Source organism: Microbacterium oleivorans (assembly GCF_001691565.1).
GTDB lineage: Bacteria > Actinomycetota > Actinomycetes > Actinomycetales > Microbacteriaceae > Microbacterium > Microbacterium oleivorans_B.
Map to the genome: position 1 here is coordinate 1,741,194 of NZ_MAYO01000003.1, position 23,143 is coordinate 1,764,336.

The window sequence follows — 23,143 nt, forward strand, 5'->3', positions numbered from 1 at the left end:
ATGACCGTTCCCCACCCGCAGGCCTCGGCCCGCGTGCACGATCTGCTCGCGCAGATGACCCTCGAAGAGAAGGCCGCGCAGCTCGTCGGCTACTGGGTCGACCAGGGCGGCGAGGTCGTCGCTCCCCTGGCCGACGAGATGGTGACGACGACGAAGTACGCGGATGCCACGGCTCATGGCCTCGGCCATCTCACCCGTGTCTACGGCACGCGTCCCGTCGACCCGGTCGAGCGGGCGGCCTGGCTCTGGGAGGAGCAGCGGCGTCTGCGCGCCGACACCCGGCTCGGGATCCCCGCGATCGTCCACGAGGAGTGCCTGACCGGACTCGCCGCGTGGAAGGCGGCGACGTATCCGACGCCGCTCGCGTGGGGCGCGTCGTTCGATCCGGAACTGGTCGCCGAGATGGGCGCCGCGATCGGCGACTCGATGCGCGAACTCGGCATCCACCAGGGTCTCGCCCCCGTGCTCGACGTCATCCGCGACCCCCGCTGGGGACGCGTCGACGAGTGCATCGGCGAAGACCCCTACCTCGTCGGCACGGTGGGGACGGCGTACGTGCGAGGGGTCCAGTCGGCGGGTGTCGACGCGACGCTGAAGCACTTCGTCGGGTACTCCGGCTCGCAGGCGGCGCGCAACCACGCCCCCGTGCACGCCGGTCCCCGCGAGGTCGCCGACGTGCTGCTGCCGCCGTTCGAGATGGCGATCCGCGACGGCGGCGCGGCATCCGTCATGAACTCGTACGCCGAAATCGACGGCGAACCCGTCGGCGCCAGCTCGCACTACCTCGACGAGGTGCTGCGCGGCCGGCTCGGCTTCTCGGGCCCGGTCGTCTCGGACTACTTCTCGGTCGCGTTCCTGCAGACCACCCACGGCGTCGCCGGCGACCTCGGCGAGGCCGCCGAGCTCGCCCTCCGCGCCGGCATCGACGTCGAGCTGCCGACGGGCGACGCGTTCGCCGCGCCGATGCTCGAGCGCATCCGCTCGGGTGAGATGGACGCCGCGCTGCTGGATGCGGCCGTGCTCCGCGTCCTGGCGCAGAAGGAGCGCCTCGGCCTGCTCGACGAGACGTTCGAGACCCCGCCGACCGAGGTCGACCTCGACGACGACCGCCACCGCGACCTGGCGCGCAGGCTCGCGGCCGAGTCGGTCGTGCTCGTGAGCAACGACGGGACGCTGCCGGCGGCATCCGCTCGTCGCATCGCCCTCATCGGTCCGAACGCCGACTCATCCGAGGCGCTGATGGGCTGCTACTCGTTCGTCAATCACGTGCTCGCGCACCACCCGGGGACACCTCACGGGATCGACCTGCCGACCGTCCGCGAGGCCTTCGTCGCCGAATACCCGGACGCCGAGATCACCTACGCCCGCGGCTGCGGCGTGGCGGACGACGACGAGTCCGGCATCGGCGACGCGGTCGACGCCGCAGCGGCGGCGGACATCGCCGTCGTCGTCGTCGGCGACCGGGCGGGCCTGTTCGGGCGCGGCACCGTCGGAGAGGGGAACGACGTCGACGACCTGGAACTCCCCGGCCTGCAGCGGCAGCTCGTCGAGCGCGTCGTCGCAACGGGCACCCCCGTGGTCCTCGTGATCCTGTCGGGCCGCCCGTATGCGATCGGGTGGGCCCTCGACGGCGAGCGCCGCGTGGCGGCCGCGCTGCAGTCCTTCTTCCCCGGGGAGGAGGGCGCCGACCCGATCGCGGGCATCGTCTCGGGGCGGCTCTCCCCCTCGGGCCGGCTCCCCGTCACCCTGCCGCGGTCGGCCGGTGCGCAGCCGTACAGCTACCTGCACCCGCGGCTCGGCGGACCGATCGACGTGACGAGCGCCGACCCGACGCCGGTGCGGCCGTTCGGACACGGGCTGACCTACACGACGTTCACGCACGAGGATCTCCAGTCCCCTGCGACCGCCGCCGCCGGCGACACCCTCGAGGTCTCGGTCGTCGTCCGCAACACCGGCGAGCGGGCCGGCGCCGATGTCGTCCAGCTCTACGCGCACGACCCGGTCGCGAGCCTCACGCGCCCCGTCGCGCAGCTGATGGCCTACCACCGCGTCGACCTCGAGCCGGGCGAGAGCGCGCGCGTCGTGTTCTCACTGCCGACGGCGCGCTTCGCGTTCACGGGGCGCGACGGCCGCCGCATCGTCGAGCCAGGACGGATCGACCTGTGGGTCGGCTCCTCCTGCGACGACCGCGAGACCGTCGCCGCCGTCGAGGTGACCGGCGAGCACGTCGTCACCCCCGACGACGCCCGGATCGTGCCCGTGCGCGTCGTGGCGGCCGCCGAGCTCGTCAGTCCGTGACGGTGAGGGTCGTGCTCGCCTCGAGCGCGTCGGCCGAGGGACCCGCCGCGAGGCGGTAGTCCCCCGGTTGCACCCGCAGCGCCTCGCCGTCCCAGACGGCGAGGCGCTCGACCGTGAAGCGCACCTCCGCCGTCCGCGTCTCGCCCGGCTCGACCCGCACCCGGGCGTACCCGAGCAGCAGCCGGCGCGGCGCCGCGACCGGCAGCTCCGGTGCGATCGCGTAGAGCTGCACGAGCTCCTCGACCGCGCGCTCCGACGGGTTCGCGACGGTCACCCTCGCGGTCACGATGAGCTCGTCGTCGCGAGGGTCGAGGGCGGGATGCCGCCGGGTGGGCGCCGGGGCCGTCACCCGTCCGGCATCCGCCTCGACGGTCTCGTAGACGACGTGGCCGTAACCGAGCCCGTGTCCGAACGCGAAGGCGTACCGCTCGGGCTGGTGGCGGTAGGTCGCCTGCTGGCGCTGCGTGTCGTAGTCGAAGAGGTCCCCCGCCTGATCCGGGTGCGCCGGCCAGGACTGCGCGAGGCGACCGGTCGGCTCGCGGTCTCCGCTCAGGACGTCGAGCAGGCCGTGTCCGAGCTCCTGCCCGGCGTGACTCGACCAGACGACGGTCGCCGCATCAGCGGCATCCGCCAGCACGTAGGGGAAGCTCGAGACGATCGTGAGGACCGAGCGCGGATTGGCCGAGCGCGCTGCTCGCCAGAGGTCGGTCGCCGCGGTCGGCAGCAGGAGGTGCGGGCGGTCCGCGGTCTCGCGCCCCGACAGGTGCGGGTCGTTGCCGACGGCGACGAGGACGACGTCGGCGGATGCCGCGGCCCGGGCCACCTCGTCGAGGCCCGACGCCACCGTGTCGATCCCGAAGCGCGCGGCGTCGTCGAGGATGACCCCCTCGGCCACGAGCAGACCCACGTCGCGGACGACGCGCACCCACCGGCCCGAGCCGAGGTGCAGCAGCGACCAGGATCCGTCGTCGTGGACGTGGCGGCGGAAGCTCTCCTGCACGACCCAGCCGCCCACCCGCTCGGCGTCGGCCCGCATCGGCCAGACGCCGCCGGTGAGCAGGCGTCCGCTCGCGCGGGACCGGAGCGTCAGGATGCCGTCGCCCCAATCCGTGACGTCGAACAGGGCGGCGTCCGTCCGGGTGTCCGCCACGGCGTCGACGACTCCGTCCGCCGTCGCGGCGACGTAGCCCGACGAGGCTCTGAGCACGACGGTGTCGGCGCCGGTGACCACCTCGACGGCGGCGGTCGGGTAGCGGTCGCGCACGCCCTGAGCGAGGCCGACCGTGTACGGCGGGGTGCCGGAGTACCAGTCGGTGAGCACGACGTCGGCGAGCGGACCGATCACGGCGACGCGAGCGGGGTCGATCAGCGGCAGGATGCCGTCGTCGTTCCGCAGCAGCACGACCTGACGAGCGACCGCCTCGCGGGCGAGCTCGCGGGCGGCGGAGGTGTCGATCTCGTCCGCGCCGATCGCGGCGTACGGATCGTCGTCGCCGTCGAACTCGCCCGTGCGGATGCGCATCTCGAGGAGTCGCAGCACAGCGGCATCCACGTCGTCGTCGGTGAGGAGCCCCTGCGCGAGTGCACCGCGGACGGCGTCGAGGCTCGGTGTCGGGTCGGGGCCGTCGTCGGTGAAGGAGTCCATGCCGCTTCGCACGAGCGCGGCGGCACCGTGGATCTTGTCGGGCTGCGCGCGCTGGATCGACACGAGGAAGCTCGGGGCACCGGCATCCGAGACGACCGCGATCGACTCGTCGCTCCAGCTGCGCGCCTCGGCGACGAGCTCGGGCTGGGTGTGCGCCGGCACGCCGTTCACACGGTTGTAGGCGAGCATCATGCTGCCGGCGACCTTCTGCTCGATCGCCGGACGGAACGCGGGCAGCTCCTCTTCGTGGAGGGTGCGCGGCGACATCTCGGACGAGGTCGTGGAACGGTCGGTCTCGTTGCTGTAGCCGAGGAAGTGCTTCAGTGACGGCACCGTCTTCCACACGCGCGGGTGGTCCCCGCGGAGCCCGCGGCTGTAGGCCGCGCCGAGCTGACCCGTGTAGTGCGGGTCCTCGGAGTACCCCTCCTCATTGCGGCCCCAGGCCGGATGCCGGAGGGTGTTCACGACCGGCGCCCACACGTTGAGGTCGACGTCCGCACCCGAGGCGCGCTCGGCCCGCACCTCGGTCGCGACGAGGTCACCGACCCGCGTGACGAAGTCCGGGTCCCACGTCGCCGCGAGCCCCACCGGCTGAGGGAACACCGTCGCGACGCCCACCCACGCGAGCCCGTGCAGGGCCTCGCACCCCGTGTGGAACGGACGGATGCCGAGACGCTCCACCGGCGGCATGGCCTGGTGGAGCATCGCGATGCGCTCGTCCGGGGTGAGCCGCTCGAGCAGGTCGCGGGAGCGCTCGGGCAGCGGCAGGTCGGTGCGCCGGAAGGCCTCGATCACCATCAGACGACCTCGAGCGAGACCGTCCCCGCCCCCACGACCGACGCCGTCCGCTCACCGATCTGCAGGCTCCACGGCGCTCGGGCGTCCGTCGACTCCGCGACGATACGGCCGCCCTCACGACGCACGCGGAACACCGTCGCCGCGGCCCCGTCGTGCCCCGGAACGACCGTCTCGGCGTCGTACCCGTCGGGCAGCTCGAAGCACCGGAGCGTCACACCGTCCGCCCAGTCGTAGTCCGGCCGGTCCTCGCGTGCGCCCCACGGCAGCACCGTCCCCGGGCGCACCCGCAGGGGGACCGACTCGTAGCCGTGACGCTCCGCGTGCCACGTCCGCCCCTCCGCCACGTCGTGGGTCAGGAGCGAGGTCCACCGCCCCTCGGGCAGGTAGTACTCGACGCTCCCGTCCTCGGCGAACACAGGCGCCACCATGAGCGAGTCGCCGAGCATGTACTGGACGTCGGCGTCGTGCGTCGACCGGTCGCCGGGGAACTCGAGCACGAGGGGACGCATCATCGGGATGCCGCCCGTGTGCGCCTCCTCCGCGATCCGGGCGAGGTACGGCATGAGCCGCAGCTTCAGCCGTGTGAAGCGGCGCGTCACCTCGACCGCTTCGTCGTCGAACGCCCACGGCACGCGCACGGTGCCGGAGCCGTGCAGGCGCGAGTGGGAGGACAGCAGACCGAACGCGAGCCAGCGCTTGAAGACACCGGCATCCGGTGTCCCCTCGAAACCGCCGATGTCGTGGCTCCAGTAGCCGAATCCGCTCATCGCGAGCGAGAGTCCGCCGCGGAGCGTCTCTGCCATCGACAGGAGGGTCGAGTCGTTGTCGCCGCCCCAGTGCACCGGGAACTGCTGTCCCCCGGCCGTCGCCGAGCGGGCGTAGAGGACCGCCTCGCCGACGCCGCGCTCCTCCTCGAGCACGCGGAAGACGATCTCGTTGTACAGCTGCGGGTAGTAGTTGTGCATGCGCTGCGGATCGGAGCCGTCGTGCCACACGACACCCTCCGTCGGAATGCGCTCGCCGAAGTCGGTCTTGAAGCTGTCCGCTCCCTGTCGCACGAGACGGCGCAGGTGCTCGGCGTACCACTCGGCGGCCTCGGGGTTCGTGAAGTCGACGATCGCCATGCCGGCCTGCCACATGTCCCACTGCCAGACGCCGCCATCCGTCGTCTTCAGCAGGAACCCGCGCTCCGCTGCCTCGGCGAAGATCGCGGAGCGCTGCGCGATGTACGGATTGATCCACAGCGAGACCTTCAGCCCCCGCTCCCGCAGCCGCGCGAGCTGCCCGTCGGGGTCGGGGAACATCCGCGGGTCCCAGGTGAAGTCGGTCCACTGGAACTCGCGCATCCAGAAGCAGTCGAAGTGGAAGACCGACAGCGGCAGGTCGCGCTCGGCCATGCCGTCGACGAACTCCGTGACGCTCGCCTCGTCGTACGCGGCGGTGAAGGAGGTCGTCAGCCAGAGCCCGAACGACCATGCCGGCACGCGGGCGGGACGCCCCGTGAGCGCCGTGTACCGCCGGAGCACGTCCTTGGGCTCGGGCCCGGCGATCACGTAGTAGTCGAGGGTCTCGCCGGGCACCGAGAACTGCACACGCGAATTGATCTCGGACCCGACCTCGAACGACACCGCATCGGGGCTGTCGACGAAGACGCCGTAGCCGCGACTGGTCAGGTAGAACGGGACGGACTTGTAGGCCTGCTCGCTCGAGGTGCCGCCGTCCGCGTTCCACGTCTCGATCGACTGCCCGTTCTTCGTGAAGGCGCCGAAGCGCTCTCCGAACCCGTAGACACGCTCCCCCGGTTCGATCGACAGCTGCTGGTGCACCCAGGTTCCGTCCGGCCCCGTCATGTGCCCGATCGAGCGCGGCAGCGACGTCGTGAGCACGCGGTCGCCCTGCTCGAACGCGACCCGCCACGCGCCGTCACGCGAAACGCGGACGCGGAGGTCACCGGCATCCAGCACCGCCTCCGCGTCGTCGACCGACACGGTCGGCGTGTACCCCTCCTCGCCGGTCACGGCGAAGTCCGGACCGCGGTGACGCGCACCGGCGTGACGCTGCACCCGCACCTTGACGACCCCCGGCGCGGGAGCCGAGATGGTCATCGTGATCATGGCGCGGTTGAGCGTGTCGCCACGGTGGCGGATGAGGGCGGTCGGAGCGAAGACCGTGAGGCTGCCCGCCTCGGAGTCGACGCGCACGTCGTCCACGGTGCTCGCGTACAGGCCGGTCACTCCGGGCCGCATGAGCCAGTAGCCGTCGGTGAACTTCATGTCCTTCGCCTTTCTGTCACGACGCGCGCATCCCCCCGGGGAATCGTCACGCGGTCGTCGATCTCGTCATTCGTCAACAGGTCGATCCAGGCTCCAGGCAGCGGGATCGTCGCATCGTCGTGGCCGCGGTTCAGCAGGAAGAGCGCGTCCCCCCGGCGGACGGCCTCGACCCCGTCGACCGGGTCGGCGAGCGCACCGTCGACACCCGCGGCATCCAGGACGTCCGCGATCACCGCGTCGAGCAGGTCGCCGGCGACGACGGCGCCCACGTACCAGGCCGCGCCCATCCGGGTGACGACAGGGCGCCCCGCGAGGTCGCCCGAGGCGAAACTCGCCAGCACCTCGGCACCGTCGGTGCGGAGGTTCTCGCCGAGGGTGTGAGCGACGGATGCCGCCCACCGCCCGTCCGTCGACGCGACGGCGACGCCGCCGTCGGGGAGCCCGACCCACTCCTCGCCGCTCACACCCAGGAGGTCGCGCAGCAGGACGGGCGACCGGCCGGCCAGGATGTGCCCGCGCTCGTCGGCGACCCCGCTGAACGGGCCGACGACGACCTGCGCACCGCGCGCGGCCGCCTCGCCGAGGCGGGCGGCGTCCTCGGGACGCAGGACGTAGCCGTGCGGCAGGAGCACGAGGTCGTAGGCCGACAGGTCCGCGCCGAAGGGTACGACGTCGACCGGGATGCCGCGCCGCCACAGCGGGCGATAGAACCGTCGCATCTGCTCGAGACCGTCGAAGCGCGACGTCGGCCGGGCGGGCTCGCCCGACGCCCACCACGACGGCCAGTCGAAGAGCACCGCCGTTCGTGCGGCGATCCGGCCGCCCACCACGGGCCGCAGCCGCTGCAGGTCGCGACCCTGACGGCAGACGCCCTCGAAGACCTCGGTGTCGGCCCCCGCGTGGGGCAGCATCGCGGAGTGGAACCGCTCCGCTCCCGCAGTAGATTGCCGCCACTGGAAGAAGCAGATCCCGTCGGCGCCGCGCGCAACCGCCTGCAGCGTGTCGAGCCGCGCCCGGCCGGGCGTCTTCGGGAGGTTGTGCGCCCGCCACTGGACGGCGCTGATCGCCTGCTCCATCAGCATCCACGGCCGGCCGGCGCCGAGTCCGCGCATGAGGTCCTGCACGAAAGCCGCGTCGAGCGGGCTGTCGGGGTCGGCGGGGTCGGGGTACTGGTCGTCGCTCACCACGTCGACGTCGTCCGCCCACGACCAGTAGTCCACGTGCGCGAACGCACCCATGAAGTTGGTCGTGATGGGCTGCGTCGCGCCCGCCTCGCGGATGGTGTCGCGGAGCTCGCGATAGCAGTCTCGGAGCTCGTCGGAGGTGAACCGGCGGAAATCGAGCGACTGGGTCGGGTTGATCAGGTACGGCGCGCGCCGGGGTGGCAGGATCTCGGCGACGTCGGAGTATCGCTGCGCCCAGAACGCCGTGCCCCACGCGCGGTTGATCTCGTCGATCGATCCGTAGCGGCGCAGCAGCCATTCGCGGAAGGCGCGCGCGGCCTCGTCGCCGTGGTCGATCTGCCCGTACTCGTTGCCGACGTGCCACATCCGCACGGCCGGGTGCTGCTTGTAGCGCGACGCGAGATCCGCCGTGATCGCGCGGGCCGCCTCGCGGTACACCCGTGACGACGGCGAGAACTGGTTCCGGGAGCCGGCGACGAGCCGTACGCCGTCGCGGTCGACCGGGAGGGTCTCGGGATGCCGGATCCCGAGCCACGGCGGCGGCGAGGCGACCGGCGTCGCGAGGTCGACGGCGATTCCGCCCGCATGCAGGAGGCCGAGGACCTCGTCGAGCCACGCGAACTCCCGCGCTCCCGGGGTGGGTTCGATCTCGGCCCAGCTGAACACGCCGACGGTGACGAGGTTGACACCGGCGCGCTGCATCAGGGTGATGTCCTCGCGCCAGACCTCGGGCGACCACTGCTCGGGGTTGTAGTCCCCACCGAAGAGGATGCCGCGCTCGGCCGGCAGGGCGCCGAAGGCCGAGTCGGGGGCGGATTTCATACGGGACGGGCCCTTCAGCGATTGTGGACGACAGTGTCGAAGCGCTTCAACGATCTCAACCTATACTAGCGATAACGACCGTGTCCATCGGCCCGCAGGGGCCACCTCGGAGCGGCCGAGCGAGCCGATACGCTCGATCCATCCGCGGTGTCGAGGTCGACGCCGCGGGAGAAGGAGGGGTCCATGACCACGATCGCCGACGTCGCTCAGGCCGCGGGGGTCTCGATCTCGACGGTGTCGTACGTGATGAGCGGTAAGCGTGCGATCTCGCAGGAGACGCGCGAGCGCGTAGAACAGGCGATGGCCGACCTCTCCTACAGCCCGCAGGCCAGCGCGCGCTCGCTCGCCTCGCGGTCGACGAGCATCCTCGGGCTCCAGGCGCCCATTCGAGCGGGCGTCGACGTGCACGTCGTGATGCAGGTCGTCGCAGGCGCCCTGAAGGAAGCCCGGGCGCACCACCACGACATCCTGCTGCTCACGAGCGACGACGCCGCCGGTGTCGAGCGCGCGGCACGGGCGGGCATGGTCGACGGAGTGCTGATCCTCGACGTCGAGACGAGCGATCCGCGTGTCGGTTCGCTCGCCGACCTCAGCATCCCGAGCGTCCTCATCGGTCTCCCCGACGCGGCCGACCAGCTCATCTGCGTTGACTTCGACTTCGAGGCCGCCGGCCGCCTCGCCGCCGAACGCCTCGCGGAACGGGGACACCGAACCGTCGCCCTCCTGGGCGCCCCGCCGCAGGTGCAGGCGCGGCACACCTCCTACTCGGACCGCTTGACCCGGGGCTTCCTCGCGCGGAGCCGCGAGGTGGGGCTCGCCGCGACGGTGTATCCGTGTCCCGCCGGCCCCGGAGCGACCGAGGTCGTCGACACCCTGCTCGCCGGCGCTCCCGCGACGACGGCGCTGTTCGTCCACAACGAGGCTGCGCTGCCGTTCATCGCGGCACGGTTGATGAGTACCGCTTCCGCGTCGCCGATCGAGATCGTCGCCCTGAGCCCCGCCGAACTCGCCTTGCACGTACCGGGGGTCTCCGACGTTATCGACCTCCCCGCCGAAGAGCTGGGCGCCGCAGGCGCCCGCACCCTGCTCGCCGCGATCCGCGGTGAGCGGCCCCTCGGCCCGGAACTCCTCGCCCCTCGATTCGCGCACGCGCCGGCGGAACCGGCGACGGTCTGAGATATGAAGATCGACCCCGAGAACCGCGCCGTCCAAGGCCTGTCATCGTTCCTCGAGTTCGTCGCCCTCAACATCCTCTTCCTGCTCTGCTGCGTCCCCGTCATCACGATCGGAGCGGCCACGAGCGCACTGTTGGAGGTGACCCGACGCTACGCCGACGAGGAGGGCGGTCGGCCGCTGCGCGACTTCCTCCCCGCCCTGGCGCGGAACTTCCTGCCCGCGACCGGACTCAGCCTCATCCTGCTGACGGCGAGCGTCGCACTCGCGTTCAGCGGCGTGTTCTGGCTGTCGGCACCCGAGCCGCTCCTCACCGGTCTCGCCGCCCTCGCGTTCGCCGGAGCCGCCTATGCCGTCGCTGCCTTCATCCACGCGATGGGGCTCGTCGCCGCATACCGGGCCCCGTTCCCCCAGACCCTCAAGAACGCCGTGCTCCTCCCGGCCGCGGAGCCGCTGCGCACGCTCGCGCTCATCGTGATCCCCGTCACCGTCGTGTGCCTCGTTATCGTCTTCCCGCCCACGATGTTCCTCGTCGCGACGATCGGCTTTTCGGTCGGGGCCTACGGCTGCGCGTTCCTCTTCCGGAGCATCTACCGCCGCCGCTCCGGCACCGTCGCCTGACGCCTCGCCGCGCTCAGAACCGCCATCGCTTCCAGGATGGTTGCCCTATCGCTCCTGACGTTGGCTCACAGGGAGCCACAGCATCGTCTGCTCCTGGATGATGAACCCACCGGGGGGAGTATCGGGGTCGTCGGCCTGCATCGAGCCGCCACCTGAGCGGAGCTGGGCGATCGCCGCGCTGCGCCGCCGGACCAGCTCGGCGCCGTCGGGGCGCTTCTCGAGCTCGCGCGTGAGCTCGGCAGTCATCCGCTCGCGCTCGGTGGCGATCTCCGCCGCGACGTCGAGATGCGCCATTTCCACCCCGTGGTCGATGTCCGTCGTCATCGAACGACCGCGTGCCCGCACGACACGGACGACGATCGCCGCGATCGCCGCGAGCGCGGCGCCGACGAGATAGGCGATCCGCACCCAGCCGTCCGCGACCACCCAGGCCACGCCCGCGGCGACGATCAGCAGGATGGCGAGCAGCGTGCTCTGCAAGGCGACCGGTCGTCCGAGCGGTCGCCCCCCAGCAGCTGCCACCGCCGCGACGACCCCGGCTCCCACGACCACGCTGACGATCGCGCCGGGAACCACGGTGTTCTCGATCCCGAGGCGGATGCCGTTGAGCATGCCGATCGGTAACACGGAAAGCAGCAGCAGGACGAACACGACGCGCAGGATCGCTCCACTGTGCGGGTCGCGCGCGCCGAAGCGCTCACGAAGATGCGCTGTGACGCTCCGCCGTGCCGCGCTGCTGGCCGCCGCGCCTTCGCGCCAGAGCCGGTCGACCAGGTCGCCGAGTCCCGCCGAACGCAGAACCGCGGCATCGACGTCCGCCCGGGTGAGTCGCTGGGGTGCGCGTGCACCGAAATCGAGGCCGGAGAGGCCGTCGGGCGACGAATCGGAACGTGACTCAGGCATCCGTGGCCCCGATGCTCGCGAGGAGCTGTTCGGCCACCGGCATCGCGAGAGCCAGCACAGGAGCGGAGAGAGGCGACATCCGTGCGACCGCGAGTTTGCCGTCGAGCGCGAAGACATACATGGTGCGGAGCGACATCGGAGACCCTTCTGAGAGGTGGCGCAGTGGAGCCTATCGAGCTTGCGATGCGGGTCCGGCCAGCACTTGTTTCCCCAGTTGCCCGTCCACGTGATGGTCTGCCACGCCGCCTGCGGCCCGAGGACATTCGGAACATGTTGCGGGTGTTCACCCCATGATGTGTGAACGCGTCCGGCAGACGGGTGCGGAACAGGAGATCGTCGATCTGAGCGAAGCCTGCACGGGCATCGATGAACTCCGAGAACGTGAGGCGCATCGTGCGGGTGAACCAGGAAACGTCTCCGGCGGCGTCGAAACAGGCCTTCGAGCGCTGCGGCGAGCAGGAAGCGATCCGCCACCGAGATGGGCCCCGCCGAAGCTCAGCGGGGCCCATCTCTTTCGCGTCGGTGTGCGGTCAGCCGCCGAACTCCGCCGAGACCGCCTTGCGGGCGGCATCCTGCGCTTCGGCGTTGGCCATGTCGACCTCGAGCACCTTGTCGTACCCGAGCCCCTTCGCGGTCTCCTGCATCGAGGCGAGAAGCGAATCGAACTGCGCGTCGCTCTCGGCGAAGACCATCTGCCACGAGGTCTGCACGATCGTCGCCTTGACCTGGTTGCGGAGCGTCTCGATCTCGGAGGAGTCGGTCGGCGCGGTGAAGCTGGCGCCGGCGCCGACCATGAGCTGGTCCTTGTCGCGGAGGTAGTCCATCGTCGTCGGAGCGCCCATCTTGGCCGTCCAGTCGTCGGTGAGCGGGTTGCTCGTCTCGGCCTGGTAGCTCGGCCACATCTTGTAGCTGTAAGGGAAGCCGGTGTTCGGGTCCGTGTCGATCGGCAGGACCGCGCTGATGTTCAGCTGCGATGCGCCGTCGATGTAGCTGCCGCCACCCCACTCGGCCGGAACCTCGGCGTCACCCTCGAAGAAGATCTTGTGACCGAGCTCGGTGAGCTCGGGCTCCTTGTCGGCGTTCAGCTCCCACGTCAATCCCTCGGGACCGGCGGCACCCTGGGTCTGGCTGTTGTTGGCGAGGGCGCCCTCGGGCGAGAAGAGCCAGTCGACGAACGCCGCGATGCGTTCGGGGTCCTCGGCCTTGGCGCCGATCGCGAACACCTGCTTGCCGCCGTACGCCTCGGCCCCGTACGAGAAGATGTTCATGTCGTCCATCGGCGCCATCATGAAGCCGCGACCCTCGTCGACGTTCTTGTCGGTGTTGTAGGCGGCCTGCCCCAGCCACGGCCAGAACGAGAAGAGCACCTGGCCGTTCTGGTACTTGTTCCAGAGGGTGTCGTAGTTCTGCGTCGTCGAGTCGGGGTCGAGGATGCCGAGCTCGTTCGCCTCGTGGAAGAAGCGGAGCGCGCGCACGTACTGTCCGTCCTCGTCGAGGATGCCCTGGAACTGCGATCCGTCGCCCTTGGCGAGGGCGAAGCCGACCTCGTCGAAGCCGTAGTAGGTGGTGGGCTGCTTGGCGTTGTTCAGCATGTTGCCGTCCCAGTCCTTGAACAGCGAGACCGCGTAGGTCTTCTGCCCGTTGGGAGCGGTGGGCTCGGCATCCTGCATCTTCTTCAGCACCGGGAGGAGGTCTTCGAGCGTGCCGACCTCGGGGTAGCCGGCCTCTTTGTAGAGGTCCCAGCGAAGGTAGGGGCCGAACGTCGGATCGAGGCCCTCGGAGGGCTCGGTCGGCTTCAGCGAGGAGACCTGCGAGGGGAAGGCGTACGTGCCGTCGGCGCCCTCGTTGATCTTGTCGACGGCGGCGTCGAAGCGGCCGACGTTCTTCATGGCCGGGTAGAAGCTCGCCGAGTCGAGGAGCAGGCCGCCCTCGCGGAGCTCCTCGAGACGCTGGCCCTTGTCGGTGATGATGAGGTCGCCGAGATCTCCCGCAGTGACGCGCGTGTTGAAGAGCGTGTCGCCGCCGCCGGCGACGTTGGGGGCGATGATGTTCAGCTTCATGTTGAACTTCTTCTCGACGAGGTCGCCGAACCACCCCTCCTGCATGCCCATGTAGTTGGCGAGGCCGTCGAAGACGTCGATCGTGATGGGTTCGTCCCACGAGGTCGGGAACGCGGTGATCTCCTCGCGTTTCTCGGTGGGCGCGGGACCGGTGCAGGCGCTCAGCAGCCCGACCGTCGCCAGAGCGGCGACGGCGCCGATGGCCTTGCGTGATAGCTTCATTGCTTTCCTCTCGGTGGTGTGACCGTGATGGTCGGGTTCAGCCCTTGACCGCGCCGAGCATGATGCCCTTGACGAAGAAGCGCTGGAACAGCGGGTAGACGAAGATGATGGGCAGGATGACGATGACCGAGATCGTCATCCGGATCGAGGTCGGCGTCTGACTCGTGGCCGCGTCGACGATCGAGCTGATGTTGCCGCCGTTCTGCATGGCCTGAGCCAGGCTGTTGGCCTGGTTGATGAACATGTAGAGCAGGTACTGCAGGGTGTAGAGGCTCTGGTCGGTGATGTAGATGAGGGTGTCCTGGAAGCTGTTCCACTGCGCGACGGCCGAGAAGATGGCCACGGTCGCGAGGATCGGCGTCATGTTGGGCAGGTACACCCGGAAGAAGATCTGCAGGATGTTCGCGCCGTCCATCTCGGCCGCTTCCTGGAGTTCGCTGGGCATCGCCTCGACGTAGGTCTTCACGAGGATGATGAAGAACGGCTGCACCACGAACGGCAGCACATAGACCCAGAAGTTGTTCGTCAGCCCGAGGTTCCGGATGATGATGAACACCGGGATGAGGCCCGCACTGAAGTACATCGTGATGATGACGAAGCGGTACCAGAACCGGCGCCCCCACATGCGGCTCTGCGTGAACATGAAGCCGAGGAAGGCCGAGGCGAGCACCGCGGCGACCGTGCCGAGGACGGTGCGACCGACCGAGACGATCGCGGCCTGCGTGAGCCCGCCGAGCTGGAAGACCTGTTCGTAATTGGAGAGGTGGATGCCGGTGGGCAGCCATCGGACCTGGCCGAGGGCGGCGAGGTCGTTCGAGCTGATCGAGTTGATGATCAGGTAGTAGAACGGGTAGGCGCAGATGAAGGCGAGCGCCAGGAACACCGAGTAGTTGACGATCGCGAAGACGACGCGACCCGACAGATCGGCGTCGCGCCGCACGACACGGCGGCGGCGGGTGGGAGTCGTGGTGACCATGGTCGGGGCTCCTGACTCAGACGATGGATTCGCCGCGGACGCGCTTGGCGATGCCGTTGACGGTGAACAGGAGGATGACGGAGATGAGGCTCTTCAACATGCCGATAGCCGTCGCCATCGACAGGTTGTTGCCCGTCATGCCGATGTTGTAGACGTACAGGTCGAGGACCTGGATGTACTCCTTGTTGAAGGCGTTCTGGAAGACGAAGTACTGCTCCATGCCGTTGTTGAGCAGGTTCGCGATCGACAGGAGCAGCAGCACGAGGTAGGTCGGCATGAGCTGCGGCACCGTGATGTACCACATCTTCTGGAAGCGCCCGGCGCCGTCGATCTCGGCCGACTCGTAGAGCGACTGGTCGATGCCGGCGATCGCGGCGAGGTAGATGATCGCACCCCAGCCGAGCCCCTTCCACACCGACCAGAGGGTCATCGTGAGCCACACGTTCTGATCGGTGTCGAGGAACTTCACCGGTGTCGTGATGAGCCCCGCATCGCTGAGCACGCCGTTGACGAGCCCGGAGCTCGAGAAGAGCGAGAAGGCGATCATGTAGACGAGCACCCACGAGATGAAGTTCGGCAGGGTGGTCAGGGTCTGCACCGCGTTGCGGAACCACGGCGCCCGGATCTCGTTGAGGAAGATCGCGAAAGCCAGCGGCAGGACCGAGGTCGCGATGCCGAGGAAGCTGATCGCGAGCGTGTTGGTGAGGACCTGCCCGACCTGCGCGACCTGGGTGGGCGAGCTCACGAGGAGCTGGAACCACTGCAGCCCGACGAAGTCGCTGCCGGCGAGCCCGAGCGCCGGACGGTAGTCGTACAGCGAGTAGATCCACCCGTAGAGCGGGAAGTACGAGAAGAGGAACACCAGCGCCAGGAACGGCACGATGCACAGGAACATCCGGAACGAGCGACGACTCTTGGAGGTTCGGCGCTCGGCGCGCGGGGGCGTCTTGTCTTCGATCGTCGTGGCCGCGACCTCGGTGACGATCGCCTGCTGCGTCATCGGTCGCGCCGTTCGAGGCGCTCGCAGGTATGCCGGGTCATCTCACTCCTTCGTGATCGAAGCGCTTCCGCGACGGGCAGTCGAACCGCTTCGATATGAAGATAACGCCCCCGGGTGAGGGCGTCAAACATCACGTTCCGGTCACACGAGAACGCCGCCCCTGCCAATGGGCGGGGCGGCGTTCTCGAGACGGCGGGGCGGGTCAGCCGCCGATGCGCGTCCACTCGGCGGCAGCGGTGAGAGGCACCAGCGGCGGCCGTTCCACCGTCGTGCCGATCACGAGACGGCGTCCGTCGGCGGAGGAGCGCAGCAGGCTCTCCATGATGTCGAGCACGTGGAGCGCGACGGCGCCGCTGGCCCGGCCCGCACCGCCGGACGAGACGGCGTCGATCAGTCCGACACCCCGCCCGGCACTCTCGTAGCCGGCCGACGCCGGGACCAACCGCCAGCCGTTTTCACCGAGCGCGGCGAGGCGGACCTCGCCGTCGAACATGTTGGGATCGGGCACCGCCAGCGACCCCTGCTCGCCGTGCACCTCGATCGGCGGGGCGGCCGTCCGGGCGGCGTCGAAGCTCGTGACGATCGTCGATACCGCGCCGCCCGCGTGCTCGAGGAGCCCGCTCACGTGGGTGTCGACCTCGACCTCGATCCGCTCGCCGGCCCGCGGACCCGTCGCGATCGTCCGCTCGGCTCGGGCGCGGCGGGCGGCTCCGGTGACGGCGACGACCGGTCCCAGGAGATGGATGAGGCTCGTCAGGTAGTACGGCCCCATGTCGAAGAGCGGCCCGCCGCCGGGCGCGTAATAGAACCCGGGAGCGGGATGCCACAGCTCGTGACCCGGCGACACCCATGTCGCGCTCGCCGCGACCGGCCGCCCGATCGCACCGTCGTCGACGAGGCGGCGGGCGGTCTGGATGCCGGTGCCGAGCACCGTGTCGGGCGCAGCGGAGACGTGCACGCCGGCCGCGGCGGCGGCATCCATCACCGCACGTCCTTCGGCGACCGTCAGCGCGAGCGGCTTCTCGCCGTGGACCGACTTGCCGGCGACGATCGCGGCGTGAGCGACCTCTGCGTGCGCGGCGGGGACGGTCAGGTTCAGGACGGTCTGCACCTCGGGGTCGGCCATGAGCTCGTCGACCGTCAACGCCCGCGCGCCGGGGATGGCCTCGGCGACCTCCGCAGCCCGGCCCGGCATCAGGTCGGCGACCGCGGACACCCGGATCGAGGGGCTCTGTGCGAACAGGTCGAGGTACTGACGCGAGATGACGCCGAGTCCGACGATCCCTACGGCGTGCGGGCTGCCCACAGGAGTCCCCTTTCGACGATGGTGCGGACGTTCGGATCGGCGAGGACCTCGGGCGCGTGACCCGGCGTCGCGACGAAGACCCGACCCGCACCCCAGAGCCGGGTCCAGACAGCGGGACTCACGATCGGCCGGTGCCAGGGGTGGTACTCCTGCGTCGGATGCGTCGTCGTCGCGAGGACGTCGATCAGGTCGTCGTGGAGCACCCAGTACTGCTCCGTGTGCAGCGTGAAGTCCTCGATGCCGGCCGTGATCTCGTGCGTCCGGCCGAGCTCGCTGATCTCGACCGTGTAGTCGAGGTAGTTGTCGCGCTCGTCGCCGGGACGCTCATCGGGACGGCGTCCCGGATGCGTCGCGAACTGGCCGCCGACCAGCTGCAGGTAGTCCGAGCTGTTCCGGTACGAGTCGGCGATGCCGCCGTGCCACCCGGCGAGCCCGGTGCCCGCCTCGACCGCAGCGCGGAGCCCGCGGAGGGCATCATCCGAGATCGACGACATCGTCACCGCCTGCACGATGAGGTCGACCCCCGGCATCCGTTCGACGTCGGCATAGACCTCGTTCGATTCCTCGACGTCGACGTCGAACCCGTTCTGCCGGAGGAACGGAACGAACATCTCGGTCGCAGCAATCGGATGGTGACCGTCCCACCCGCCGCGGACGATGAGCGCACGACGGGTCATCGTGCTTCCTCCGCCCGCCGGGCGGCCACGGCGTCGTAGCGCTCGCGGACTTCCGGACGGGGGTCGGATGCCGCGTCCCGGTCCATCGCGACGGCCCAGTCCGGCCAGGCACCCGCGAGCACCGCGGCCGCCTGGCGCGCGGCGCCCTGCGCGACGTACTCTCCCGGCGCGGGGACCGCCACCGGAACGTCGAAGACCTGCGCCGCGACGGCCGCGACCGCGGCGTTGCGCGCCGCGCCCCCGACCAGCAGCACGCGTTCGGCGGTGACACCCAGACTGCGGATCGCGTCGAGACCCGTCGCGAGCCCCGCGAGCATGCCCTCGATCGCGGCGCGCGCGAGGTTCTCGCGCGTCGTGTTCCCGAGCGAGAGCCCGTCGATCGACGCACGCGCCGCCGGCAGATTGGGTGTCCGCTCGCCCTCGAACCACGGCACGAGCACGACACCGCCGGCACCGGGCTCGGCCGCCGCGGCGAGCTGGGTGAGCCCGTCGTGATCGACGCCGAGGAGGCGTGCCGTGGCATCGAGGACGCGCGCGGCGTTCAGGGTCGCGACCAGGGGCAGGAACCGTCCCGTCGCGTCCGCGAAGCCCGCCGCCGTTCCGGTCGGATCGATCGTCCGGGTGTCGCTGACCGCGAAGACCGTCCCCGATGTGCCGATCGACACGACGACGTCGCCCGCCGTCGCGCCGACACCGAGGGCGGCCCCCGCGTTGTCGCCCGCACCGGGACCGACGCGGCGACCACCGGCATCCGTCACCCACTCGAGGGGACCGAGCACCCGCGGCAGGACCGCGTCATGGCCGAGCGCCGCGGCGAGCAGCTCGCGGTCGTACTCGCCGGACTCGGGGTTCCAATACCCTGTGCCCGACGCGTCCGAGCGGTCGGTGACGAGCTCGTCGAGGTTCGGGTTCTCGGGTCCGAAGCCGCGGAGCCGCCAGGTCAGCCAGTCGTGCGGCAGTGCGACGGCGGCCACGCGCGCCGCGTTGTCCGGCTCGGCATCTCGCAGCCACCGGAGCTTGGTGATCGTGAACGACGCGACCGGCACGAGTCCCGTGCGCCGCGCCAGTTCCTCAGCGCCGAACTCGATCGCGAGATCGGATGCCGCCGGCCCCGAGCGCGTGTCGTTCCACAGCAGCGCGTCGCGCACCACCGCGCCGGAGGCGTCGAGCGCGACCATACCGTGCTGCTGGCCCCCGATCGACCACGCCTCGACGTCGTCCAGACCCCCGGCATCCGCGATCGCGCTCTGCAGCGCGGACCACCACGCCTCGGGATCGACCGAGGTCCCATCGGGATGCGACGCGCGACCGGAGCGGACGATCGCCCCGGTCGCGATGTCGACGATGACGACCTTGCAGGATTGCGTCGACGAGTCGACGCCCATCACGAGGGTCACGTCAGCGCGCGCCCAGCAGGTGCTCGGTCGCCAGCTGCTGCAGACGCACGAACCCGGCGCCCTTGCCGCCGAGGTAGGCGCCCGCGTCGAAGTCCTCGTAGGCCGACCGGTCGGCGAGGAAGTCGTCGTAGCTCTCGCCCGGGTTCAGGGTCGGGGTGGAGAGCTCATCGACCTTGGCGGCGGCGAGTGCCTCCTGCACCTCGGGGTCGGCACGGAACGCCTGCGCGCGCTCCTTGAGGAGCAGGTAGGTGCGCATGTTCGCGGCGGCGGAGTCCCAGACTCCGGTCTCGTCCTCGGTGCGGCTCGGCTTGTAGTCGAAGTGGCGCGGGCCGTCGTAGGCCGGCACACCGCCGGGGCCGCCGTTCTCGAGCAGGTCGACGAGCGAGAACGCGTTGTGCAGATCGCCGTGACCGAACACGAGGTCCTGGTCGTACTTGATGCCGCGCTGACCGTTGAGGTCGATGTGGAAAAGCTTGCCGTGGTACAGCGCCTGGGCGATGCCGGCGGTGAAGTTGAGCCCCGCCATCTGCTCGTGGCCGACCTCGGGGTTCACGCCGAACAGCTCGGGACGCTCGAGCGAGTCGATGAACGCGATCGCGTGGCCGAGGGTGGGAAGCAGGATGTCTCCGCGCGGCTCGTTCGGCTTCGGCTCGATCGCGAAGCGGATGTCGTAGCCCTTGTCGGTGACGTACTGACCGAGCAGGTTGACGGCCTCGCGATAGCGCTCGAGCGCCTGGCGGACGTCCTTGGCGGAGTCGTATTCGGCACCCTCGCGGCCGCCCCACATGACGAAGGTCTTGGCGCCGAGCTCGGCACCGAGGTCGAGCTGACGGAAGACCTTGCGGAGGGCGAAGCGGCGCACGTCGCGGTCGTTGGCCGTGAAGCCGCCGTCCTTGAAGACGGGCGCGCTGAAGAGGTTCGTCGTGACCATCGGGACGATCATCCCGGTCGATTCGAGCGCGCCCTTCAGGCGGTCGATCTCGTGCTGACGGTCGGCGTCGCTCGAGCCGAAGGCGAACAGGTCGTCGTCGTGGAATGTGAGACCGTACGCGCCGAGCTCGGCGAGCTTCTCGACGGCGTGGACGACGTCGAGCGGGGGACGGGTGGGGCCGCCGAACGGGTCGGTGCCGTTGTAGCCGACGGTCCACAGACCGAAGCTGAACTTGTCTGCGGGGGTGGGGGTGACCATGACGCTCCTTCGCGAGCCGGACAAAATGTTGTTATCAGCAACGTATACCAGGCGCGCCGCCGCGACAAACCCCTTCCGGTGGCTATGGTGGGGTCGTGAGCGAGCAGGGGCGAACCGTCGAATCCGTGCGACGCGCGAACCTGGGCAGCATCCTCGGCATCGTGCATCGAGAGGGCCCGCAGTCGCGCGCCGCCCTCACCGAGTCGACCGGGCTCAACCGCTCGACGGTCGCCGACCTCGTCGGCTCGCTCGTCTCGTTCGGACTCGTCACCGAGCGCGCACCGGACCCCTCGCGCCGCGTCGGACGCCCCTCCCCCGTGGTCGCCGTCGACCCGGCCGTCGTCGCGATCGCCGTCAACCCCGAGGTCGATGCGCTCGAGGTCGCCGCCGTCGGCCTCGACCGCGAACTCCGCGCCGTCGTCGTCCTGTCGCAGGACCACCTCCTCACCCCCGAGCGGACCGCGGAGCTCATCGCGACGCAGATCGTGACATGGCGCCGCGGCGATCTCGCCGACGCCCGCATCCTGGGCGTCGGCCTCGCCGTGCCGGGCCTCGTCCGCATCGAGGACGGCCTCGTCCGCGACGCACCCCACCTCGGGTGGGTCGACGTGCCCCTGCGTGACCTCGTCGCGGCGGCCACCGGCATCCCCGTCGTCGTCGGCAACGATGCGACCCTCGGCACCATCGCCGAGCACCTGTTCGGCGCCGCGCGCGGCATCGACCACGCGGTCTATCTCAACGGCGGCGCGAGCGGCATCGGCGGCGGGATCATCGTGAACGGGATGCCGGTGGTCGGCGCCGGCGGCTACGCCGGCGAGATCGGGCAGAACCGACCCGGCATCGCGACCCTCGCCGACCGCCGCGCGCGGGACGGCGTACTCGAGGACGAGGTCAGCCGCGCCCGGCTCCTGTCGGTCGTGGGGCTGACCCGCGGCGACGACCGCGAGCTCGCCGATGCGCTCGCGGCGCACAGCGACACCCCGTCGGTCGCGGGAGAGGTCGACCGGCAGCGCCGCATCCTCGCCACCGCTCTCGCGAACGCGGTCAACGCCCTGAACCCCTCGGCGATCGTGCTCGGCGGGTTCCTCGCCGTGCTCGCAGGCCTGGACGTCGCCGCGCTCGAGCAGGCTGTGCGGGCGCAGGCCATGCCCGCCTGCGGCGAGGACCTGCAGATCCTGCCCGCCGCCCTCGCCGAGCACCGGCTGCTCATCGGCGCCGCCGAGGCCGTGTTCGAGGGTGTGCTGGCGAACCCGCAGGCCGTCTGAGCGGCGCGTGGTTCCCGTGGAGGGCAGAACACGTTCCGTAATCAGTCTCGAGCGATGATGCAGGTGCGCGAACTCGCGCATTCGCGGTGTCGAGAGATCCGTACCGCGCCTTCGAGACTGAATACGGAACGTGGGCCGGGCCACATCCCGGCGACACTCACCCGACTGCATCAGTCGCCGAGACGCCAGGTGACGAACGCGATGCCGGCGACGCCGTCACGCGTGCGGTCCGTCGCCCGCCAGCCGCGCGCGGCGTAGAAGTCCTTCGCCCGCGCGTTGCCGTCCCAGACCTCGAGCTCCGCCGGGCGACCGCCGCGTATCTCCTCGAACCGGTCGTGGAGTGCCGACCCGATCCCGCGACCGAACATCTCCGGCAGGACGTAGATGCTCACCAGTTCGAGGGTCTCCCCGAGCCGCACGTGCAGGAACCCCGTCGGCCCCTCATCCTCGGCGACGACGGTGACCCGCCCGTCCTCGCCGACGAGTCGGCGCCACATCGGCTCGCGATCGCGCGCCGCGTCCGCCGGATCGAGGTGCTCGCCGTAGTACGCGGCGCGCGAGGTGACGTGGATCGCGGCGATCGCCGCGGCATCCGCCACCGTCGCCATCCGGAGCATCGTCAGCGCGGGCCGGGCTTGACCGACAGGTCGGTGATGGCGGCGTCGCGCGGCAGGTCGAGGGCGGTGAGAACGGCGGTCACGACGGATGCCGGCTGGATCCAGGCATCCGCGTCGTAGTCCTTGCCCTCCTGCGCGTGCACCTGCGCCTGCATCGGGGTCGCGGTCCGGCCGGGGTAGACGGTCGTGACGCGCACGCCGTGCTCGGCCTCTTCGCCGCGGAGCGCATCGGCGAGCGCCTTGAGCCCGTGCTTCGACGCGGCGTACGCGGCCCACTGCGGGTGCGCCGTCAGCCCCGCGCCGGAGTTGACGAACAGCACCTGCCCGCGCGCGGCGCGCACGCGCGGCAGCAGCAGGCGCGTGAGCTCGGCGGGAGCGACGAGGTTGACGGCGAGCTGGTCCTGCCAGGACGCCACCGTCAAGTCGGCGACGTGCCCGAGGTCGACGACTCCCGCTGCGTGCACGATCGCGTCGATCTCGTCGGGAAGATCGGATGCCGCGACCGCCGCCGCCAGCGATGCGGGCCGCGCGAGGTCGGCGACGATCGCGCCGGCGCCCGGGTGCCGGGCCTGCAGGTCGGCGGCCCGGTCGGCGTCGCGCGCGACGAGGACGAGCCGGTCCCCGCGCTCGGTCAGGCGCTCGGCGAGGAGCTGTCCGATGCCCGATCCGGCACCGGTGAGGACGATGGTGTGCGGCATCCCCTCATCCTGTCATCGC

The 23,143-nt window shown here is 70.6% G+C and carries 18 protein-coding genes; 4 read left to right on the forward strand and 14 right to left on the reverse strand.

Going from position 1 to position 23,143, the window contains the following annotated elements; all coding sequences use genetic code 11:
- Window positions 1-2,298 carry a glycoside hydrolase family 3 N-terminal domain-containing protein gene (locus BBA86_RS11175; RefSeq protein ID WP_065571633.1) on the forward strand — a complete coding sequence of 766 codons (2,298 nt, stop codon included), beginning with the start codon at window positions 1-3 and terminating at the stop codon, window positions 2,296-2,298.
- Here the strand turns inward: BBA86_RS11175 and BBA86_RS11180 are convergent.
- Genes BBA86_RS11180 through BBA86_RS11190 form a run of 3 tightly spaced genes read right to left on the reverse strand, consistent with a single transcriptional unit; the run spans window position 2,288 to window position 9,020 of the window.
- Window positions 2,288-4,741, reverse strand: coding sequence for a glycoside hydrolase family 3 C-terminal domain-containing protein (locus BBA86_RS11180; RefSeq protein WP_065571634.1), 2,454 nt, complete (start codon window positions 4,739-4,741; stop codon window positions 2,288-2,290). The genes BBA86_RS11175 and BBA86_RS11180 overlap by 11 nt on opposite strands.
- The gene (yicI, locus tag BBA86_RS11185) at window positions 4,741-7,014 is read right to left on the reverse strand and encodes an alpha-xylosidase (protein ID WP_065571635.1); all 2,274 of its coding nucleotides are present in this window, start codon (window positions 7,012-7,014) and stop codon (window positions 4,741-4,743) included. The genes BBA86_RS11180 and yicI overlap by 1 nt, the downstream gene beginning before the upstream one ends.
- On the reverse strand, window positions 7,011-9,020 hold the full coding sequence (locus BBA86_RS11190; RefSeq protein ID WP_065571636.1) for a beta-galactosidase: 2,010 nt from the start codon (window positions 9,018-9,020) through the stop codon (window positions 7,011-7,013). Before BBA86_RS11190 ends, yicI begins: the two co-directional genes overlap by 4 nt.
- Window positions 9,021-9,203: 183 nt before the next feature.
- Here BBA86_RS11190 and BBA86_RS11195 point away from each other — a divergent pair, with 183 nt between their 5' ends.
- Together BBA86_RS11195 and BBA86_RS11200 are read left to right on the forward strand one after the other, a co-directional pair.
- Window positions 9,204-10,196 (forward strand): LacI family DNA-binding transcriptional regulator, encoded by a 993-nt coding sequence (locus tag BBA86_RS11195; RefSeq protein ID WP_065571637.1) that lies wholly within the window; start codon window positions 9,204-9,206, stop codon window positions 10,194-10,196.
- A gap of 3 nt (window positions 10,197-10,199) precedes the next feature.
- The gene (locus BBA86_RS11200; RefSeq protein ID WP_065571638.1) at window positions 10,200-10,814 is read left to right on the forward strand and encodes a YesL family protein; all 615 of its coding nucleotides are present in this window, start codon (window positions 10,200-10,202) and stop codon (window positions 10,812-10,814) included.
- Window positions 10,815-10,859: 45 nt separating this feature from the next.
- Here BBA86_RS11200 and BBA86_RS11205 read toward each other — a convergent pair whose 3' ends face one another.
- From BBA86_RS11205 to xylA, 9 genes are all read right to left on the reverse strand, one after another.
- Window positions 10,860-11,717, reverse strand: coding sequence for a hypothetical protein (locus BBA86_RS11205; RefSeq protein WP_065571639.1), 858 nt, complete (start codon window positions 11,715-11,717; stop codon window positions 10,860-10,862).
- The gene (locus tag BBA86_RS14605; protein WP_189318458.1) at window positions 11,710-11,853 is read right to left on the reverse strand and encodes a hypothetical protein; all 144 of its coding nucleotides are present in this window, start codon (window positions 11,851-11,853) and stop codon (window positions 11,710-11,712) included. Before BBA86_RS14605 ends, BBA86_RS11205 begins: the two co-directional genes overlap by 8 nt.
- Before the next feature lie 394 nt (window positions 11,854-12,247).
- Complete coding sequence (locus tag BBA86_RS11210) at window positions 12,248-13,999, reverse strand: ABC transporter substrate-binding protein (protein WP_065571640.1); 1,752 nt, start codon at window positions 13,997-13,999, stop codon at window positions 12,248-12,250.
- 37 nt (window positions 14,000-14,036) lie between these two features.
- Window positions 14,037-14,975, reverse strand: a complete 939-nt coding sequence (locus tag BBA86_RS11215; protein ID WP_065571641.1) for a carbohydrate ABC transporter permease — start codon at window positions 14,973-14,975, stop codon at window positions 14,037-14,039.
- Between the two features lie 16 nt (window positions 14,976-14,991).
- A complete protein-coding gene (locus tag BBA86_RS11220; RefSeq protein ID WP_065571642.1) occupies window positions 14,992-15,975 on the reverse strand; it encodes an ABC transporter permease in 984 nt (327 codons plus the stop codon).
- A gap of 202 nt (window positions 15,976-16,177) precedes the next feature.
- Entirely contained in the window at window positions 16,178-17,281 is a 1,104-nt protein-coding gene (locus BBA86_RS11225) for a Gfo/Idh/MocA family protein (protein ID WP_065571643.1), read from the reverse strand.
- Window positions 17,260-17,958 carry a ThuA domain-containing protein gene (locus tag BBA86_RS11230; RefSeq protein ID WP_065571644.1) on the reverse strand — a complete coding sequence of 233 codons (699 nt, stop codon included), beginning with the start codon at window positions 17,956-17,958 and terminating at the stop codon, window positions 17,260-17,262. Before BBA86_RS11230 ends, BBA86_RS11225 begins: the two co-directional genes overlap by 22 nt.
- Complete coding sequence (locus BBA86_RS11235) at window positions 17,955-19,355, reverse strand: xylulokinase (protein ID WP_189318459.1); 1,401 nt, start codon at window positions 19,353-19,355, stop codon at window positions 17,955-17,957. Before BBA86_RS11235 ends, BBA86_RS11230 begins: the two co-directional genes overlap by 4 nt.
- A gap of 1 nt (window position 19,356) precedes the next feature.
- Complete coding sequence (xylA, locus tag BBA86_RS11240; RefSeq protein WP_065571645.1) at window positions 19,357-20,544, reverse strand: xylose isomerase; 1,188 nt, start codon at window positions 20,542-20,544, stop codon at window positions 19,357-19,359.
- 95 nt (window positions 20,545-20,639) lie between these two features.
- Here xylA and BBA86_RS11245 point away from each other — a divergent pair, with 95 nt between their 5' ends.
- On the forward strand, window positions 20,640-21,809 hold the full coding sequence (locus BBA86_RS11245; protein ID WP_065571646.1) for an ROK family protein: 1,170 nt from the start codon (window positions 20,640-20,642) through the stop codon (window positions 21,807-21,809).
- A gap of 170 nt (window positions 21,810-21,979) precedes the next feature.
- On the opposite strand, the gene BBA86_RS11250 is transcribed toward BBA86_RS11245, so the two are convergent.
- Entirely contained in the window at window positions 21,980-22,417 is a 438-nt protein-coding gene (locus tag BBA86_RS11250; protein ID WP_223247078.1) for a GNAT family N-acetyltransferase, read from the reverse strand.
- Window positions 22,418-22,428: 11 nt separating this feature from the next.
- Complete coding sequence (locus BBA86_RS11255; protein WP_065571648.1) at window positions 22,429-23,124, reverse strand: SDR family oxidoreductase; 696 nt, start codon at window positions 23,122-23,124, stop codon at window positions 22,429-22,431.
- Window positions 23,125-23,143: the final 19 nt, after the last annotated feature.

What these genes read in the sequence shown, in the direction of transcription:
- BBA86_RS11175 (WP_065571633.1), top strand. Translation starts at nt 1, where the DNA reads ATGACCGTTCCCCACCCGCAGGCCTCGGCCCGCGTGCACGATCTGCTC.
- BBA86_RS11180 (WP_065571634.1), bottom strand. Translation starts at nt 4,741, where the DNA reads ATGGTGATCGAGGCCTTCCGGCGCACCGACCTGCCGCTGCCCGAGCGC.
- yicI (WP_065571635.1), bottom strand. Translation starts at nt 7,014, where the DNA reads ATGAAGTTCACCGACGGCTACTGGCTCATGCGGCCCGGAGTGACCGGC.
- BBA86_RS11190 (WP_065571636.1), bottom strand. Translation starts at nt 9,020, where the DNA reads ATGAAATCCGCCCCCGACTCGGCCTTCGGCGCCCTGCCGGCCGAGCGC.
- BBA86_RS11195 (WP_065571637.1), top strand. Translation starts at nt 9,204, where the DNA reads ATGACCACGATCGCCGACGTCGCTCAGGCCGCGGGGGTCTCGATCTCG.
- BBA86_RS11200 (WP_065571638.1), top strand. Translation starts at nt 10,200, where the DNA reads ATGAAGATCGACCCCGAGAACCGCGCCGTCCAAGGCCTGTCATCGTTC.
- BBA86_RS11205 (WP_065571639.1), bottom strand. Translation starts at nt 11,717, where the DNA reads ATGCCTGAGTCACGTTCCGATTCGTCGCCCGACGGCCTCTCCGGCCTC.
- BBA86_RS14605 (WP_189318458.1), bottom strand. Translation starts at nt 11,853, where the DNA reads ATGTCGCTCCGCACCATGTATGTCTTCGCGCTCGACGGCAAACTCGCG.
- BBA86_RS11210 (WP_065571640.1), bottom strand. Translation starts at nt 13,999, where the DNA reads ATGAAGCTATCACGCAAGGCCATCGGCGCCGTCGCCGCTCTGGCGACG.
- BBA86_RS11215 (WP_065571641.1), bottom strand. Translation starts at nt 14,975, where the DNA reads ATGGTCACCACGACTCCCACCCGCCGCCGCCGTGTCGTGCGGCGCGAC.
- BBA86_RS11220 (WP_065571642.1), bottom strand. Translation starts at nt 15,975, where the DNA reads ATGACGCAGCAGGCGATCGTCACCGAGGTCGCGGCCACGACGATCGAA.
- BBA86_RS11230 (WP_065571644.1), bottom strand. Translation starts at nt 17,958, where the DNA reads ATGACCCGTCGTGCGCTCATCGTCCGCGGCGGGTGGGACGGTCACCAT.
- xylA (WP_065571645.1), bottom strand. Translation starts at nt 20,544, where the DNA reads ATGGTCACCCCCACCCCCGCAGACAAGTTCAGCTTCGGTCTGTGGACC.
- BBA86_RS11250 (WP_223247078.1), bottom strand. Translation starts at nt 22,417, where the DNA reads ATGGCGACGGTGGCGGATGCCGCGGCGATCGCCGCGATCCACGTCACC.
- BBA86_RS11255 (WP_065571648.1), bottom strand. Translation starts at nt 23,124, where the DNA reads ATGCCGCACACCATCGTCCTCACCGGTGCCGGATCGGGCATCGGACAG.